The organism is Anaplasmataceae bacterium AB001_6 (genome assembly GCA_020002265.1).
Lineage (GTDB): Bacteria > Pseudomonadota > Alphaproteobacteria > Rickettsiales > Anaplasmataceae > AB001-6.
Genome location: CP048228.1, coordinates 13769 through 32406 on the forward strand (window position 1 = coordinate 13769; position 18638 = coordinate 32406).

The window sequence follows — 18638 nt, forward strand, 5'->3', positions numbered from 1 at the left end:
AAAACAAAAGGGATATATCATATATACAGAAAGAATAACAACTTAAAGCAAAGAATAGATTGGATAATTATTCATGTAATATTTATCCTTATCTTCGACAAATTTACATATATCAAAATATGATCTAATCATCTTCTGTAAAACGTATAGATCATTAGAATTTTGGAAGAACTTTTTACAATTCTCAAGCAGCAAATTCTCCGACGGAAATAAAAATTCTTCTATTAAGCCATAGCCATGCATAATAATTCTGTGTACTACACATTGCAACATATAATTGTATATACTTTCCTTTTCACTTTGATAACTTATTGATGGCATAATATAAGGTATCCCAGATTCCGATATACTGCGCAAAATATCTCTGAAAATAACAATCCCATTATTCCTTTTAATATATAGCGCTCTTCCTACAGAACCATATGATAAAGCTATCACTGATTTATCTGTTATATCGCTTACAAAAGCAATTTGTGATTCCGTCAGTGCATTGAAATTCAAAACAAAAGAACGAGAAATTACTGTATCCAACACCCTTGATAGATCGTGACTAATGATAACTACCATAACATTCCGTGGAATACCTTCCAAAAGCTTTAATAAAACTTTCTGATTTCTTTCAGGCATCAGGTGAAAATTATCAAACATTATAAACTTGCGTTGTTTCATATTTGCAAAGCGAAAAATAGAATATGTAAAATCACGTAATTCTGCAATACGCACACCTTTGCAATCCAAACAATGAACATTTGGATGATTTATATCGTCAGTTTCTAATGCCCAACATACAAAAGATCTAAATAATGAAGCTTTGCCAATACCCTCTATTCCATTCCATAACCAAACAGATATTTTATCATAGTTAACCATAATGAATTTTTTCTGTTCTTTATGCCCAATTAATTTTCTATTGTGTACGATCATTGTGAAAAAATGTTAGAAAGTGTACTTTTTAAATCACCAGATTGCATCACAGATCTACCCATTACCAAATAATCTGCACCATTATCAAGGGCATCCTTGGGTAACATAACTCTTTTTTGATCTTGTATATCTCCTTGCAAATTTACTCTAATTCCTGGAACAACAGTTAAAAAATTTGCACCAAACTTCTTCTTAATGGAATTAGCTTCATATCCAGAACAGACTACTCCATCTAATTTACAACTATAAGATAATTCAGCAAGCTCCATGACATTATCTGCTACATCACCAGAAAGCCCAATAACTGATATATCATCTTTTTGCATACTAGTTAAGATGGTAACTCCTAGCAGTTTAGTTTTAACTGTACTATTTCTTATAATATCCACAGCTTCCCTTAACATTTTTACTCCCCCTAACGAATGTATTGTGAGCATATCTACATCATGTTTAGCTAAAACTTCCAATGCTCTACAAACAGTATTTGGGATATCATGCAATTTCAGATCGAGAAATACTCGTATATCATGCTGTCTTTTAAATTTTAAAATGCCATCTATTCCATATGCACAAAAAAACTGTAAGCCAAATTTAAATGCATAACATAAATCTTTAGCCTGTGTGATATAATCTTCAGCCAATTTTATATCACTAGTATCAATGGCTAGAATAATTTTTTCTCTACTTAGATATGTCATGTATTGTGCTCTGGAACGCTAAAATTGAAAAGAAATATTGATTAAACAACACGCAACGGGGCTATTAACAGAAAATAAAACCATTATAATCTATCCTGTACAACAAGAATCAACCTCATATTTCTGATTTTATTTTAGTAGCATATAAATGCAAGATATATTTCTAACTCCTAAAAATTTAACCATCCACATAATAGGCATAGGTGGAGCTGGAATGAGTGCAATAGCAAAAATAATGCTAAGCTACGGTTTTAAGGTACAAGGCTCTGATTTAAATACAAACAGCCCCTTTCTAGAAAACCTAGAGAAACAAGTTGAGCTATTTGATTCCCACGAAGCAAAAAATATCTTAGAAGCAGATATAGTAATATATTCAAGTGCAATAACTAATGGAAATATAGAAATACAACATGCTCAATCTTTGGGGTTAATTATCCTATCAAGACGCGAAACACTAGAATTAATATCCAAAAGATATAATAAAGTTGTTGCAGTAAGTGGATCACATGGAAAAACTACTGTAACAGCAATGATAGCAAGCTTGCTATCACCATTGAATCCGACCGTATTATGCGGAGGGGAAATGAGAGATTATCAAAGTAATGTTGTTATTCCAAAAGACAACAATAGAAATATCCTGGTAATTGAAGCAGATGAATCTGACAATACCTTCAATTTCATTAAGCATGATATATCAATCATTACAAATTGTAGCCCAGATCATCTGGATTTTTACGGCAATATGGAAAATTTAAAAAAGCATATCAGTCTTTTTATAAATACCACTAATGATGTAGTTTTCATTGAACAAGATACATCAAAAGAAATTTCCGTAAATGATGATAAAAATATCAAGACATATTCTCTAAATGATTCTAGCGATATATACGCTGTTCCTCTAAACAAAGAAATTCGCAATAATTTTACATTCTGCGATAAAGAAAACGGCAAAAAAATAGACATTCAATTTAATCTCAACGGAAAACATAATATCTTGAATGCTTTATCTGCAATATCAGTAGCATTGAGATTTGGCATAAAAGATGAAGATATACAAAAATCATTCAGAGAATTTACAGGCGTGAAAAAAAGAATGGATATATTGCTAGAATCTGAAGATTTATCAATTATTTATGACTATGCGCACCATCCAAAAGAAATTTTAAATACTATTGATGCAGTCAAACAAATCTATAATCACAATACAAAAATCATTGCTGTTATACAAATACATAAATTAGCGCGATTAACTAGTCTAAAACAAGAATTTAACAAGATATTTCAAAAAATAGATGTGCAAAATATTATTTTAACTCCAATATATGAGCCCAAAAAAACAAACAATAAAACAGAAAATGTACAATTAAATGAATTTTTCAAAGAAAATGAAGTTTTATGCATAATAAATTCTAACGAAGAAATCTCAGAATGCACAATCCAGAAAATACGTAATGAAAATAATTATTGCATAATATTTATGGGCGCTGGAGATATCAACAAATACGCACATGATCTAGTAAAAAGAATAAAACACATTGAAATCCCTAACTAAATAAGAAATAAATATAGTCAAAATAGTGTTTTATTAAAGTAAATTAGTGTATAATTCCTGTTATTGATTTAAGTAGTAGTATAAAGGTAAGATACTTCGGATTATGGCTAATACCAAAAGTGCAAAAAAAATGATACATGTCATAGAGAGACGTACGATAAGAAATAGAATGATTAAAAATAGGGTTAAGACCATAAAGAAAAAATGTGAGCGAGATATTTCAATTTGTCTTGATAATTATTCTGCAGAAAATCAAGGAAAAGCTGTAGATTCGTTCAGAATAGCGCAAAAAGAAATTCATAAATCTGTTACAAAAGGCATAATGCATAAAAATAAAGCAGCAAGATTAGTAAGCAGAATGAATAAAAGACTAAAAGATGCCGTTCTACAGACAAATAAGGTTGCTTCATAAGCAGCGTTTGCAATTTGAGATGTCATCATTAAATTAATTAAATATTAATCAAGCTGAACAATTGATTTGTCTGATTTCTGTTCTCTTATTTTGCTTGTAGCAGGTGGTTTGATGTCTAGCGATAAAAAAAAGGCTGTTCTGTTATTTAACCTAGGAGGGCCTGATTCTCTAGATTCAATTGAAAGTTTTCTGTTTAATCTGTTTAATGATAAATACATATTAACTATCCCAAAGTTTTTCAGATTTATCTTAGCAAAAATAATATCAAAATCTCGGAAGAAAGCTGCAACGAGTATATATAATAAGATGGGTGGAAAATCACCGATTTTAGATGAAACAAAATTACAGGCCAAAACTTTAGAATTAATGCTAAACTTAGGCAAATCTGCTGAGTATATTCCTCAATACAAGGTTTTTGTCGCTATGAGGCATTGGCATCCGTTTTTTAAAGAAACAATCCAACAGATTAAAAATTTTGATCCAGATGAAGTTTTTGTTTTGCCTCTTTATCCACAATATTCTACAACCACCACACTCTCTTTCTTAGATGAATACTTATCTTTAATTCCTTATAAAACGACTTTATGCTGTTGTTACTATGATAATGAAAAATATATTCAATCATTAGTGGAAAAAATAATACCTTTTTATAAAGATGCCTTCAACCATGGAGAGCCCATTATCTTGTTTTCAGCACACTCTTTACCACTTAAAATAGTAGAAAAAGGCGACCCTTATCAGTGGCAAATTGAACAAACTACTAAGCTAACAATGAAACAACTGGAGCGTCATTTTTCAAATATAAAATACAAAATATGCTATCAGAGTAAAATTGGCCCTGTAGAGTGGCTTTCACCAAATACAGAATCTGTATTAAAAGAAATTGGAGATACAATGCCGGTAGTGATAGTACCTATATCTTTTGTTTCTGAACATTCTGAAACACTTGTCGAACTGGATATAGATTATAAGCCACTGGTAAAACATTATTACAGAGTTCCAACTGTCAGTACAAACCCAACTTTTATAGAATCTTTGGCTGATATAATAAAGAATAAATCATGTAGATCATCATGCCCTAAACAACATACACAGTGTTGGCAAAAATTCATGATGCACTCTAAATACAAAAAATAACATATTCAGCAGAATATAAAATAGACTGAAAAATAGCATCAATAAATGGGACACTAGCCAACCCAAATACAGAGCTATTTAATTAGAAAAAATAAACAAGATCAAATAAAGTTATGCTCTTAAAGGCAATATATGCATAAATTTCTAGATGTAAATAACTTTGATCAATAGATATAACATCATGATATTTATCAGAAATATAACATGAAACTAAATATATAAAGTTTTCACAGAAATAAATCTCAATCTATGAGCTCTTTTTGATAAACCGACTGATCAATAAAACTCTTCAATCTTAATTTAACAAAAGACATTCCTTCTGCAATATCATTAGATAACCAATCTATCTTATCTTTGTTTAAAGAATATCTAATATATTCGCTATCAGTAGTGATATATCTATCAACATTCTTTTGCATATTTACAGCCCCAACGGAAAATATGGCAGGAACACTTTGATTTCCAGTGCTAAAGTTACGGTAAATTCCATTTCCAGATTTATTCCATTGAGAATCATAGATTGTATATTCTAGCTCTTGTACAAAATCACCGCATAATAAAGCCATTGAATCATTTACTGCAAGGTCATTTATTATAAATCTATCAGAAGAAAAAGATAATTTATTTTCTTCAATGGATAAAACTCTAAAATCTATATTAATAGAGTCAAAATTACGACTATCTATATCATGATCCATAAAGAATTTATCGGTCAGCAATAAATCATTGTAGAAATTAGTAGTAGAGACAGAAAATATTGCTCCTTTCCCTACTCCATTTAAAGCTATATTAAACAAAGGATATTTACTATGACCAACTATGAAATCTAAATTTTTAACAATGTGAAGGCTCTGTTCATTATATTTATTCTTTGCATATATAACATATTCAATATCAACCTTATCTCCACACTTTATATAGCCATCTTTCCTAGTTTGCAGAACCTGCATACCAAAAAAATTTCTCTTAAATCTACTATCAATAAAATAATTATAGAAACTATCTATATTGACATTCCTATATATATACTTTTCAATGAGAGGATTTAAGACATTAATCGCTATAACTTCAAAAACGTTCTCAGGGATGATAATCATTCCATAGCTATTTTTCTTTTCTCGATCCACGGAGTGTATAAAATATGCCAACAAGCATATGATAAAAAAGAAAAATAACAAATAAATTACACCTTTTATAAAAATTGCCTTGGGATTGACTTTAAAAAGCAAATTAAATTTCATACAAAAATCACCTTTTTAAAATTTAAAGTAGATATACACAACCTACAATTCACATATTGAGCAATAAATGCTCAATAATCAGCATAGTAGAATATATTTCTCAAAAATATCTCAATTTAGATAATCTAATAAGATTATCTCTTACATTTTGCATATATGAAGATATATATTATCGCACATAAATTACACATGCACTGAATATATCATATGTTATAAATAAGCTCTATTTTTTATAAATCTTACACAAGATAAACAAATGCAATATTTTGGAATAAGAATACAATTTGTACAGTCTATATAATATAATTGCTTCATTAAGGTCGAATAAAATCGAATGAGCAGTATTTTGCTAATTAAGAAAGTGTTTCACATGAAACAGAATTAAATATTAGATGGTGTAAAATATTGAAATATCAAAAAAGTATTTTTATACTTTTTGGTATTAATATCACAATCGACTTGTTGCTAAACAAAGTTTCACGTGAAACAATAATAATTATTTTCAAGGTTCATAAAATGACTGATCAAAAACAGGGCATGACTATATCAATAGTAAATCAAAAAGGTGGAGTGGGCAAAACCACTACTAGTATTAATCTAGCTACTGCATTTTCTGTCATTGATCGCAAAATTTTATTGATAGATTTAGATCCTCAAGGGAATAGCAGCACCGGCATGGGAGTGGAATATTCATCAAGAGAACATAGTGTGTATGATATTTTAATCAATGGGATTGATCCAAGATCAGCTATTCAGGAAACTTCTGTTCCTAATTTGGATATAATAACATCTACTGTGGATTTATCAGCAGCAGAAATAGAGTTAGCAAACGATCAAGATAGAGAGTATATACTAGATGAGATATTGAAAAAAATAAAACCAAAGTATGATTTTATTTTTTTAGATTGCCCTCCCTCGCTTGGGTTGCTTACTGTTAATGCACTTACCACGTCAGATTTAGTGATAATTCCAACACAATGTGAATTTTTTGCTCTAGAGGGTTTGAGTCACTTACTTAAAACGATTAATTTAGTCAAAAATAATTTAAATCCTAAACTCACTTTGGAAGGCATTGTACTAACTATGTATGATAGACGTAACAGATTAACAGAATTAGTAGAAAAAGATATTAGAGATTATTTGCAAAACAAAGTATACGAAACTGTAGTTCCCCGAAATGTTAGATTATCTGAAGCACCTTCACACGGACAGCCTGCTATTATATACGATACAAAATGTTCAGGAACAAAATCATATTTGAGATTAGCATATGAAATATTGGAGAGAATCGCGAATAACCTAGATAATAAAGAAATTGAATATTCAGAATCTAATTCTGTGAAAGAAGAGGATCTGGTGTAAGCAATGGGCGCTAATTATTTTCTAATATTTAGTTAAGAAAATTTTTATAAATTATTTTTATTAATGAGATTAAATATGAATACAAAAATCAAGACAAAAGATCGGTTAGGAGGTGGCATAGCCACTCTTATTCCTAATAAATCAGATGTTTTTCTCGGTAAATCTAACGCAAAAATGCATAAAGTAAAGATGATTGATATTACCGATATATATCAAAATAAAGATCAACCTAGGAAGCATTTTGATCAAAAAAGTCTATTAGAGCTAGCTGAATCAATACAGGTGCATGGCCTTCTACAACCTATAATTGTAAAAGATATAGGTAACAACAAATATGAAATAATTGCTGGAGAGCGTAGATTTAGAGCCTGTAAATTAGCTGATATTACATCTCTCCCTAGTATAATTAAAACACCAAATAGTAGAGAGACTTTGGAACTTTCCATAATAGAAAATGTACAAAGAAGTGATTTGAATGTTGTTGAAGAGGCACAAGCGTATCAGAGATTAATAAATCAATTTGGATACAAACACGAGGACATAGCATCTAGAGTTAATAAGAGTCGTAGTCATATCGCGAATTTAACAAGATTATTGCTCTTACCGGAAAAAATTATAAAGCATTTAGCAAACAACGACATAACAATGGGTCATGCAAGAGCATTAATTAATGTTGATCAAAATGAGGAGCTAGTTGACATAATAATCGACAGCAATCTAAATGTTAGAGATACTGAAAAATTAGTGCAAAGGTATCTAAAAAGCGGCTGCATTGAATCTCAAGAGAATCCTACAATAGATATTGCAAATAACGATATAGATGGGAACCGAATAAGATTAGAAAGTACTCTATCAGAGAAGATAGGAATGCCTGTAAAAATAAATAATAATCATAAAAATATCACAATAAAATTTAAAACTTTAGATCAATTGGAATTATTAATAAAGAAACTAACAATATCATAGATCATAAAATATGATAGATAAGTCAATATTGACTATTACGATAAAAAATGTAGAATTTATTCGTTGAAGTAATGATACTCGGAGCATAGCGCAGCTTGGGTAGCGCACTTGGTTTGGGACCAAGAGGTCGGGAGTTCAAATCTCTCTGCTCCGATTCTTTTCTATTAATTGTTATGTATGAAGGTATATAATAATATTACACAAGCACGTTCTTTTGCGATAAAAGGCAAAATTCTGTTATCTTTGGATATGGGGCGCAAAAGGATAGGTATAGCCACTAGTGATATAGAACATGTTGTGGCATCCCCTCTTGAGATATATAAAAGAAGATCTTTAGAGAGTGATTTATTGTATATTAAAGAGTTATTCTGTTCTTTATCGGCATGTCTGTTGATTATAGGTTTTCCAAACTTACATTTTAGAAATGACGGCTGGCTTGAGCAAATCAAAGATTTTGCGAAAGACCTAAGCGTTAATCATGATATCCCATGTTGTTTTCAAGATGAGCATAACTCGAGTTCTGCGATAGTGAAAAGCAATAATCGCCCAAAAAAAAATGGGAAATATTATGATGATAAATCTGCAGCATTCATACTACAATCTTCATTGGAATTTTTATAGATTGATATAAACATGAAAAAGCTAGCAATTTATACAGCAATATTTATTAGTGTAATTGGCCTGTGGTTTTACAACAAACAGACACATTTTCTAAGAAATATGATAGAAAGTAGGCAAATGTCTAATATTTCCAGTGATAGTAACCAAAAGGTTCTAAATATATATTCCTCGAGGAAAGAAGCTCTTACAAAAGAAATTTTTGATGAATTCACAAATAAAACAGGTATAAAAGTAAACTACATTATAGATGATGCCAACAAATTAATCGCTAGAATAGAAAGCGAAGGTGAAAATACTCCTGCTGATGTACTATTGGTAGCGGATGTTATTAATTTACTCAAGGCTGAAGATAAAAAAATATTAGCATCAATCAATTATTCAAAAATAAAGACAAATAAAATACCCAACAAGTTCAAATCAGCAAAATGGCTTGCATTAACAAAAAGAGTAAGATGCATAGTATACAATAAAGATAATATTGATCCTAAGGACATCGAAAATTATGAGAATCTTTCTAACCCTATGCTCGAAGGTCAAATACTTATCACTTCATCAAATGTTGTTTACAATCAGTCTCTGCTTGCTTCCATCATAGCTGATAATGGAGAACAACGAGCAAAACAATGGACAGGAGGATTAGTTCGTAACTTTGCTAGGGATCCTAAAGGAGGTGAAACTGATCAGATAAAGGCAGTGATGGAAGGAGATGGTAATGTTGCAGTTGTAAATAGCTACTATGTTGCAAGAGTTTTTGATTACTATAGGCAAAAAGAAAAAGATATAGGAAAAAAGATAGGTGTTTTATTTCCTAACCAAGGGAACAGAGGATCAATGATAAATATAAGCGGCATAGGGATTATTGAGCAAGCAAAACATAAAGAAGAAGCAATAGAGTTTATAAAATTCATGATATCACCGGAGATTCAAAAATTTTATGCAGAGAAGAATCATGAATATCCTGTTGTAGATGGAGTAGAGATTTCTGATATTTTGAGATCTTTTGGAAAATTCAGGGAGGATAACATTCCTTTATACACGTTGAGAAAATATACCAAATCAGCAACTAGAATAGCAGATGAAATGGGTTGGCAGTAAAATATATTATATATAAATATTAAATTTTTTACTATTTAAGACAAAAATATGCTAAAATAGATCTATAAAGACGATATTTTATCAACAGATCTTCCCTGTATCGTTCTAAATGATTGTTAATTTTTGTTTCTTAGTGTATGAAAATAACCGAATATCGCAACCTTCCTGCGTTTTCTACTTTTATTTCTGCTATCATTTTATCAACCGCTCTAGCGACAATGACTCTTTTCGCTTTAAATATCGCGTTTGGTCATGCTGTTATGTTAGCGTGTGGTAGTTATATAACTACTTTTTCTTATAACGTTCTGAGAAAATTAATCTTAGGTTATGTCAGTGGAGTAATAATAAAAGAAATATTACCTGCATCAGAAGATAATAAATCTAAGAATGAAGAAGATAACAAACCCTCATATGACGACCTTGATCTTTTTGATGATGAAGAAGATAACAAATCCTCATATGATAGATTTCGTAATTCTATCTATAGTATTGTAAATGCATCTCTTTTTGCATCAATAATAACCTTTCTAGTTTTCAATGCCACACTTCAACACGCTATAGTACTGATATGTACTGGTTATATGATTTCCTTTGCTAGAGACATAATCAAAAAATTAGTTTCTGAGTATAATTATGAGAAAATATCATCAAACAAAATAATAGCTGAAATAGAAAATGTTGCTTCCATTACTGAAGCATATTTAGGCACCGCTTGTGATAAATTTACTTCTATTATGAAAAATATAGTGGATCTTGATCAAATAGCCGCTCAATTTACAAGAAAAAATATTGCTACTATTATGATTGGAAATACTGTTTCATCAACTTCTTCATCATTAATAGATTTGTTAATTTCAAAGATTAAATCTAACATTTCCATTGATTTAGAATTCAGTCATCACTTAGCGAAACTTTTTGCAGATATAACTACCATGTTAGCTACAACATTAGTCAAAATGCGTATTACTGGAGTATTGAAAGCAAAAATAACAGACAATGTGATGAATAATAACCCTCCTTTCATCAAAACGTATGCAAATACTTTTGCAGACAGATTACTAGATACCATTTTTATTATAGAGGGTCGACTTAAATCCGTAATGAATTTAATGTTAAAATGCATTACGCAGAAACATTCAGCATCACAGTTTAATATACAATGCGTTGATATTAATAATAATATTACCATAGATGAGACAATGAAAAGTGCTCATAATCTAACAGAGCTTTTACAAAATAGTGAAAGAATAAAAGGACATCCAGAAGATGATCTTTTGGACGGAACCAAAGGTGTTATATTTGCAGATAATGTAAACTACAAAGCCAATATATATGATATTGATAGTGCAAAAGAAGAGAATAAAAGTGTTGATTGCAATATGCAAGAGTGTTTAGAAGATATTGTTGAGATAAACAACGTTACAGAAAGTGCATCAACATTGGATACAGCACCATATTTATGATGCACTATATATTTTTTAATACGCAAGTATAATTCATGTTTTATACATCACTAGTATATTACTATGGTCACCACTTTAAGTGGAATGAAAAACATTTTATATGCTATACTCTCTTATATTGGTAGTAAGATAATGGATTTTGTTGATCTAATGTACGAGAATCAAAAAGAGGATAAGACTTTGCGTGACGTAGCAGCACAAACAGATATAGAAAAAGACAACGTGGAAATAAAAAATTTTGATGGCAAAAAGGTCAGTTTTCTCAGTAAAAATGGTAACTATACGAATTGGGTATTTGTACCTGATTTAGAAAAAACATTACTTTCACATGCTTTTATTGCCTTAAGACAATCTACTGACGTTAGCTATATCATAAAGAAATCTTTACGTCTTAGCGTTGAGAAAAAATCACATATTGACAATGCTGTAACTATAGAGAAAGAGAGTGTGCATGATACAAAAAGTAAAAAAGTGTCGGTATCGACGCAAACTGAAAAGCAAGATCTCAATGTCTTTCAGAAGAGTTGCTTTAAGTTAAATGACAGTAATAAAGATAAATTACTTATGTTCTATAGTGGACCTTTGAAAAATTGGGTGCATGTCCCTGATTTAAAAGTAAATTCAGAGAAATATGGCTGTATTATTTTACAAGATCCTAATGTTTTTGATTATGATATTGATACAGGGATAAAACACAAGCTAATTCCTGCCGTAATCCCAGCAATAAATAAGCAACACTCCCACTCCCAAAAAAAAGTAATGTTTGATCTTACACCTCAGGTTTTAAGTTCAAGAGGTAACAAAACATTACAAGTTATAACTGAAGATAAACCTGCAGAATTATCTAGCTCTGATGATGAGAAATTTCAAAAGCCTTCACAAGTAATGCCAAAAGGCAACTCCGAAGTTGATACAACACTGCAAAATACAAACATCCAAAAAATAGCAGCAGAAACAGAAGATTGGGTACTAATTTCTCAACCTTCTCTTTAAATAAAACTGCAATATTGTGATTTTAAAGCAAAAATCCACACGTTCATGTATCAATCGAAATGATATTTTCCAGATTTTGATACTATACATAAATAAGGAAAAGAGTTTGACATCACTTCAACAGCAAAATCGAGATTATATATTTAAATATTACAATTATTTTAATAGCACAAAGCTTAAATGAGAGTATTACTCATCTCACAATTAACACTTATTAAAAAAAGGAAGTAAGTTAAGGTAGTCTGTGTTTCACATGGTGGATTGGATAGATCTTACTCTACTATAAATTAGAAAGCATTACATTAAAAAATTAATATTTTTTCACCTATAATGTAAAAAAATGCTATAATTGCAATATACAATAATTATTAAAAATATAAATATGTCAAAAGATACACTACTTCAACATCTTAATTATGCTACAAGGGTGTTAGCAAGAATGACAATTGTTGCATTAACATTACCCAAATTTTTATTAATATCACTACCCGTCTCCCTTGTATCTTATGTAATAGATTCATTGACTGATAGAAATCAAGAGCAAACTTTAGCACAAAGATTAGGCACAGCAACATTGAATACTCTAAATATACAAATTAATACAATTGAAACTGCAGAAGATCTAATAGATAAATATCACAATCTAAATGTAGAAGATAGCAAAATGAGTACAAGCAAAAAAGAAGCTATGGGAATTCTTTCAAGTGCATTTCTAACTTCATTTACTGTTGCCACAACTACATTTATTGGTGCAATGCCTTTGATGATATTTACTGTAGGAGATCTAATCTCAAGAGAGACTCTGCAAAAAAATCAAGAAAAAACATCTGAACTAGATATTGAAGGTGAAGGATCTTTGCCAGCAATATCGTATAATAATAATGATGATGATAATCCTGAAACTCAAATAGAGGAAGCTAGAGCACAAACATTTCTTTCAGAGCTACATGCAGCTACTACAAGATTATTAAGGTAATTGCTATAACTAAGAGAGTAACAATTGATAAAAATAAAGAAAAATTCTATCAATTGTTATTAAGGTTTTTATTGATAAAACCTTTAATATTAGTAATATATTTAATAAATTAAGTTAATATTATCGCAAGATGTAAGTAAAAATACAAAACACAGCGCATGATATAGAAAAATGAGGTTTCAAATATGCCAAATAAAAGTGAAGTTTCAAATATGCCAAACGAAAATATAAAAAGAACTTCTGCAGATAATAATAACAATAGTTTAAAAATTAAAAAAGCTGTCACAGCAGCAATTTTCGCTGCAACAATAATCGGTGGTGCCTTAAGTTTAGCCCTTGGAGCACCAATCGTAGTATCTGCACTACTTATTTCCATAGGAGCAACTTTAACTACCCTTGGTATAGTGTCATTGGTAACATCTTATATAACAAGTACAGTAACTAAAGTAACAGATAAGATATCCGAAGATATATCAGAAAAGGCTGCAAAAATAATGGATGATATGGCTGCCCCTATTCAAGGAGTATTAGACGATATACATACTACAGCTAATAATGCAGTAGCAGCACAAAATGCTATAGGTAATGCTGCTGCAGGAGCTGCAGAAGCTGTAGGAGCTGCAGGAGCTGCTATAGGTAATGCTGCTGCAGGAGCCGCAGGAGCTGTAGGAGCTGCAGGAGGAACTGCTCCCAGATTATTAGCTCAAGGAATGCAGATTGCAGCAGGAGCTGCGCAAAATGCTTATCGAGGTGCTGCAAATTGGATTTGGGGTGGTAATAATAACGCAACAACTCCTAATCAACCTGTCGTTCCTCATGCAAGAGGAGAAGATCATCACTCTGCTGACTTTCCGTCATTAGCCCCTTCTCAAATGGAGATGTTAGATGATGCTATGCAAAGCATTTTGCCCGTTAATCCACAAGAAGGTTCGTCCGTTGATCCGCCTGCTGCTGAATCTGCTCGAATAGAAAGTATAAGACAACAACATAACAGAACTACACCCCAAAATTATGGAGCTGAAGGAAATCTCAATCAAGGAACGCAAAAATTTTCTCTTAATCTTCAAGAAAATGATAGACGCAATGAAGAAACTAATGCTCCTGGATTGATGGCAATGGGTATGCAAGCTATCGGGGGAATGATGCAAGGTGCATTTAACCGTCTATTGGAAGCTGGTGCCGCACAATATGAACCTCGTAGTCTAAGTAGTCTAGACATGGATGGTATAAGTTTTCTTAGTGATGCAAATTTATTAGCATCTATTGAGAGAGAAGAAGAATTTGTTGATGCATTAGAATCCCTAGATTCAACATCTAGCTTAGATTCGGATTTCGAGGCCATAAGTCTTAGCGAAGTTAACGAAATATCTGGTAGACAACAACCTATTAATGCACCAACAACACAGGAGCAAAGAGCAGAATTAAGTGATGCTATGCAAGAAGATTCCGTTGATCCAGCAGAAGTTTCATCCGTTGAAGAAGAAGTATTCCATTCTCTTGAAGAAAGCGTAGGAAGATCTTCTCAAATATCTCAAGGTTCTGGATTAGATTCGGATTTCGAGGCCATAAGTCTTAGCGAGATTAACGAAATATCTGGTAGACAACAACCTATTAATGCACCAACAACACAGGAGCAAAGAGCAGAATTAAGTTCTGCTATGCAAGAAGATTCCGTTGATCCAGCAGAAGGTTCATCCGTTGATCCACGAGAAGGTTCATCCGTTGATCAAGAAGAAGTATTCCATTCTCTTGAAGAAAGCGTAGGAGAATCTTTATACAAATCTGTATCTCAAGATTCTGGATTAAATTTGGATGCAAACGATGATCACAGAGAACCTGACAATTTCCTGTCAATAGACACTCCTCAAAGCAAAGAATCTTTATACAGATCTGTGTCTCAAGATTCTGGATTAGATGTGAATGCAAACGATGATCACGAAAGATCTGATAGACAATCACTAAACTCTAATCATTCTGCTCGGAGAGAATCTTTTCACATATCTCGATCTCGATCTCGATCTCAAGATTTTGAATTAGATGATGAAAATTTAGGTTCGAGTATCAGTATCGTAAGTCTTAGCGAAATTAACGCAATATCTGGTAGACAAGAACCTGTTAATGCACCAACAACACAGGAGCAAATAGCAGAATTAAGTGATGCTATGAAAGAAGATTCGTCCGTTGATGAAGAAGAAAGCAGATTATTTTCAAATCCTGGAGCTTTAGAAGAGGTAAGAGAAGCTAGATCTCAAAATGGGAACAGAACACATCCTCCTCAAATCTAAATAGATTTAGCAAAGTGATTTTGTTGTGTAAAAGAAAATACTCACTATACTATAATAAATAGAGAGAAGAAAGGAGAGGTTATTTTTCTATTTACAGATTTGTTTAAGTGACGGATAAAGGATGCATTAAGATCTTAAAGGCTACGCATAATAACCTAGATATTTCTCTTTCTATCCCAAAAAACAGGTTTGTTGTTTTTAGTGGGTTAAGTGGTTCAGGCAAAACTAGTCTTGTTTTTAACGTAGTTCATGCTGAATCCCAAAGACTTTACACAAATAGTCTGCCGGCATATATAAAGCAATTTATCCCAAAATATGATAAACCCGAAGTACAAGAAATATCGGGTTTATCGCCTACCATAGCAATTACACAAAATAAACCATCTAATAATCCACGCTCAACGGTTGCAACATCAACGGATCTATATGACTACTTAAGATTACTATTTGCAAGAATAGGCATCCCATATTCACCTGTAACAGGTAGACCAATAAAATCTCAAAATGTATCTGAAATAAAGAGAGATATTTTAAATGTAGCAGAAGGAACTAGAATGTTAATTCTAGCAGACATAGTAAAGAATAAAAAAGGAGAACATAAAAAAGAGCTCTATAATATCCAGAAAGAAGGCTTCATACGTTTTAAAATAAACAATACAATATACGAAGTTGAGGAAATTCCATCTTTAGACAAAAATAAGCATCACACAATTTCTGTTGTAGTTGACAGATTAATAGTTAGGAAATCTATCGAAGAACGCCTGACAGCAAGTATAGAAACTGCTCTAAAAATTGGTGAAGGCACTATTAAAGTTGATTTATTAGATGAAAATAAAAATTGCTCTAAAACGCTAATATTCTCTGAAAAATATGCATGTCCCGAATCTGATTTCTCTTTAGGTCCATTAACACCTGGTATGTTTTCTTTTAACAATTACGAAGGTGCATGTGAAAATTGTCAAGGACTAGGGAAAACGTATGCATTACAGAAAGAAAAGATGGTAGATGCCAGACTTTCAATAAAAGAAGGTGCGTTGAAAATATTAGAAAAAATCAAAGAAGAGCACCCTTCTTTAAGCAATTTATTTAAAGAAAAAATAATAGATATCGCAAGAAAATATCAGATAAATATCACTAGGCCACTATCAGAGGTCAATGAAAATATCCAAAAAGCAATATTGGATATTACAATAAAAAATGAAAAAGACTCTATATTAGATACAATACGTAACACTGTTCCCCAAGAATTGGATAAATATATGGGACTAACTAAATGTTATGTTTGTAATGGTAACAGATTAAAAGACAGCATATTATGCGTAAAAATAGGGAACAAAAACATATCACAAATTGTAAAACTAACAATAGAAGAACTGTTTGATTGGATACAGAAACTGGAAGAAGAAATAGATTCTCATTCTAAAGAGATTGCTGATAAGATAATGAGAGGACTGAAGATTAAATTAAAAACACTCAATGAAATAGGTCTGGGGTATTTATCACTAGATAGAGAAACTGGTACAATATCCGGTGGCGAAGGACAGAGAATAAAATTAGCATCTCAAATGGGATGTGGGCTAACAGGAATAACTTATGTGTTAGATGAACCATCCATTGGCTTGCATCCATATGATAATAAAATGCTTGTAGATACCATAAAATTACTGCGTGATTTGGATAATTCGATGCTAGTTATCGAGCATGATGAGAAAATAATTGAAAAGGCAGATTATGTAATAGATATTGGCCCTGGAGCTGGAATAAATGGAGGTAAACTAATTGCCAAAGGAACAGTGGAAGAAATTAAAAACAACTCAGAAAGCATAACGGGCAAGCATATAGCTAATAACAAATTAATAGAATTCAGAAAGCAAACACGAGAATGTAGGAATTTTTTACAGATAAATGGACTAAATTGTAATAATATAAAAAACGCAAATTTAAATATTCCAACATCTTGTATAACTTGTGTGACAGGTGTATCCGGTAGTGGTAAATCAAGTATGATAAATTATGCCCTGAAAAATATCTTAGAACATAAATTAGGCAATAAAAAAGAATGTACCATAGACTATAAAAGCCACGAAGGCTTGGACATGATAGATAAGATGATCGTAATTGATCAAAAACCAATTGGTAGGACATCTTCATCCACACCCGCAACCTATGTTGGGTTATTTAATGATATAAGAGAATGGTTTGCTGCTCTGCCTGAATCAAAGATAAAAGGCTATAAGATAGGAAGATTCTCTTTCAATGTGAAGGGTGGAAGGTGTGAAAAATGTAAAGGAGAAGGCTCTTTAACCATAGATATGTTGTTCATGCCCAGTACAACCGTAGTATGTGATAAATGCAATGGTAATAGATACAATGAAGAAACATTAAAAATAAAATACAAAAATAGAAACATTAAAGAAGTACTGGATCTAACAGTAATTGAAGCCCTAAAAATCTTTGCTAATATACCAAAAATACACAAGAAATTGTCTTCTCTTGAAGAGGTAGGCTTAGGCTATATGACTTTAGGGCAGCACTCAAACTCTCTATCTGGAGGGGAAGCACAAAGAATTAAATTATCCAAAGAACTCTTAAAGGCATCAACTGGCTCAACCATATATATATTGGATGAACCAACAAGTGGTCTTCACATGGAGGATATAAGAAATCTTTTAAAGATTCTCCATAAGATGTGTGATAAGGGAAATACAGTAGTAGTAATTGAGCACAATATGCATTTAATAAAGAATGCTGATTATATAATAGATATAGGTCCTTTAGGTGGTCAAAAGGGTGGAAAAATAATTTTTGAAGGCCATCGAGATGAATTAATAAAAAATGTAGATAGTATCACCGGCAAATTTTTAAAAGAATATTTGTTATAACAAGGCATTCGACACATAATTGATTGACAGA

At 31.4% G+C, this 18638-nt stretch carries 15 protein-coding genes and 1 tRNA gene; 13 read left to right on the top strand and 3 right to left on the bottom strand.

Annotated elements, in window-relative coordinates:
- Nucleotides 1-42: 42 nt before the first annotated feature.
- Nucleotides 43-924: a hypothetical protein gene (locus GUI12_00060; GenBank protein ID UAT42564.1), complete on the bottom strand. Its 882-nt coding sequence runs from the start codon at nucleotides 922-924 to the stop codon at nucleotides 43-45.
- Complete coding sequence (gene pyrF, locus GUI12_00065; GenBank protein UAT42565.1) at nucleotides 921-1622, bottom strand: orotidine-5'-phosphate decarboxylase; 702 nt, start codon at nucleotides 1620-1622, stop codon at nucleotides 921-923. Before pyrF ends, GUI12_00060 begins: the two co-directional genes overlap by 4 nt.
- A gap of 148 nt (nucleotides 1623-1770) precedes the next feature.
- Between pyrF and murC the strand changes: the two genes are divergently transcribed.
- The 3 genes from murC (at nucleotide 1771) to hemH (ending at nucleotide 4723) form a co-directional block, all read left to right on the top strand.
- Nucleotides 1771-3174, top strand: coding sequence for a UDP-N-acetylmuramate--L-alanine ligase (murC, locus tag GUI12_00070; protein UAT42566.1), 1404 nt, complete (start codon nucleotides 1771-1773; stop codon nucleotides 3172-3174).
- A gap of 103 nt (nucleotides 3175-3277) precedes the next feature.
- Complete coding sequence (rpsT, locus tag GUI12_00075; protein ID UAT42567.1) at nucleotides 3278-3586, top strand: 30S ribosomal protein S20; 309 nt, start codon at nucleotides 3278-3280, stop codon at nucleotides 3584-3586.
- A 111-nt stretch (nucleotides 3587-3697) separates the two neighbouring features.
- Nucleotides 3698-4723: a ferrochelatase gene (gene hemH / locus GUI12_00080; GenBank protein ID UAT43424.1), complete on the top strand. Its 1026-nt coding sequence runs from the start codon at nucleotides 3698-3700 to the stop codon at nucleotides 4721-4723.
- Between the two features lie 242 nt (nucleotides 4724-4965).
- Here hemH and GUI12_00085 read toward each other — a convergent pair whose 3' ends face one another.
- Nucleotides 4966-5964, bottom strand: coding sequence for a hypothetical protein (locus tag GUI12_00085; protein UAT42568.1), 999 nt, complete (start codon nucleotides 5962-5964; stop codon nucleotides 4966-4968).
- Between the two features lie 537 nt (nucleotides 5965-6501).
- Here GUI12_00085 and GUI12_00090 point away from each other — a divergent pair.
- The 10 genes from GUI12_00090 (at nucleotide 6502) to uvrA (ending at nucleotide 18607) form a co-directional block, all read left to right on the top strand.
- A complete protein-coding gene (locus GUI12_00090; GenBank protein ID UAT43425.1) occupies nucleotides 6502-7326 on the top strand; it encodes a ParA family protein in 825 nt (274 codons plus the stop codon).
- A 75-nt stretch (nucleotides 7327-7401) separates the two neighbouring features.
- Entirely contained in the window at nucleotides 7402-8292 is an 891-nt protein-coding gene (locus GUI12_00095; GenBank protein UAT42569.1) for a ParB/RepB/Spo0J family partition protein, read from the top strand.
- Between the two features lie 79 nt (nucleotides 8293-8371).
- Nucleotides 8372-8446, top strand: a tRNA-Pro gene (locus GUI12_00100).
- 23 nt (nucleotides 8447-8469) lie between these two features.
- A complete protein-coding gene (gene ruvX, locus GUI12_00105) occupies nucleotides 8470-8913 on the top strand; it encodes a Holliday junction resolvase RuvX (protein ID UAT42570.1) in 444 nt (147 codons plus the stop codon).
- Between the two features lie 12 nt (nucleotides 8914-8925).
- On the top strand, nucleotides 8926-10008 hold the full coding sequence (locus tag GUI12_00110) for an extracellular solute-binding protein (GenBank protein ID UAT42571.1): 1083 nt from the start codon (nucleotides 8926-8928) through the stop codon (nucleotides 10006-10008).
- Nucleotides 10009-10145: 137 nt separating this feature from the next.
- Nucleotides 10146-11471, top strand: a complete 1326-nt coding sequence (locus GUI12_00115) for a hypothetical protein (GenBank protein ID UAT42572.1) — start codon at nucleotides 10146-10148, stop codon at nucleotides 11469-11471.
- A gap of 84 nt (nucleotides 11472-11555) precedes the next feature.
- On the top strand, nucleotides 11556-12464 hold the full coding sequence (locus tag GUI12_00120; GenBank protein ID UAT42573.1) for a hypothetical protein: 909 nt from the start codon (nucleotides 11556-11558) through the stop codon (nucleotides 12462-12464).
- Nucleotides 12465-12846: 382 nt separating this feature from the next.
- Nucleotides 12847-13440 (top strand): hypothetical protein, encoded by a 594-nt coding sequence (locus tag GUI12_00125; GenBank protein UAT42574.1) that lies wholly within the window; start codon nucleotides 12847-12849, stop codon nucleotides 13438-13440.
- Between the two features lie 185 nt (nucleotides 13441-13625).
- Entirely contained in the window at nucleotides 13626-15725 is a 2100-nt protein-coding gene (locus GUI12_00130; GenBank protein ID UAT42575.1) for a hypothetical protein, read from the top strand.
- Between the two features lie 125 nt (nucleotides 15726-15850).
- Nucleotides 15851-18607 carry an excinuclease ABC subunit UvrA gene (gene uvrA, locus GUI12_00135; GenBank protein UAT43426.1) on the top strand — a complete coding sequence of 919 codons (2757 nt, stop codon included), beginning with the start codon at nucleotides 15851-15853 and terminating at the stop codon, nucleotides 18605-18607.
- The last annotated feature ends 31 nt before the right edge of the window (nucleotides 18608-18638 follow it).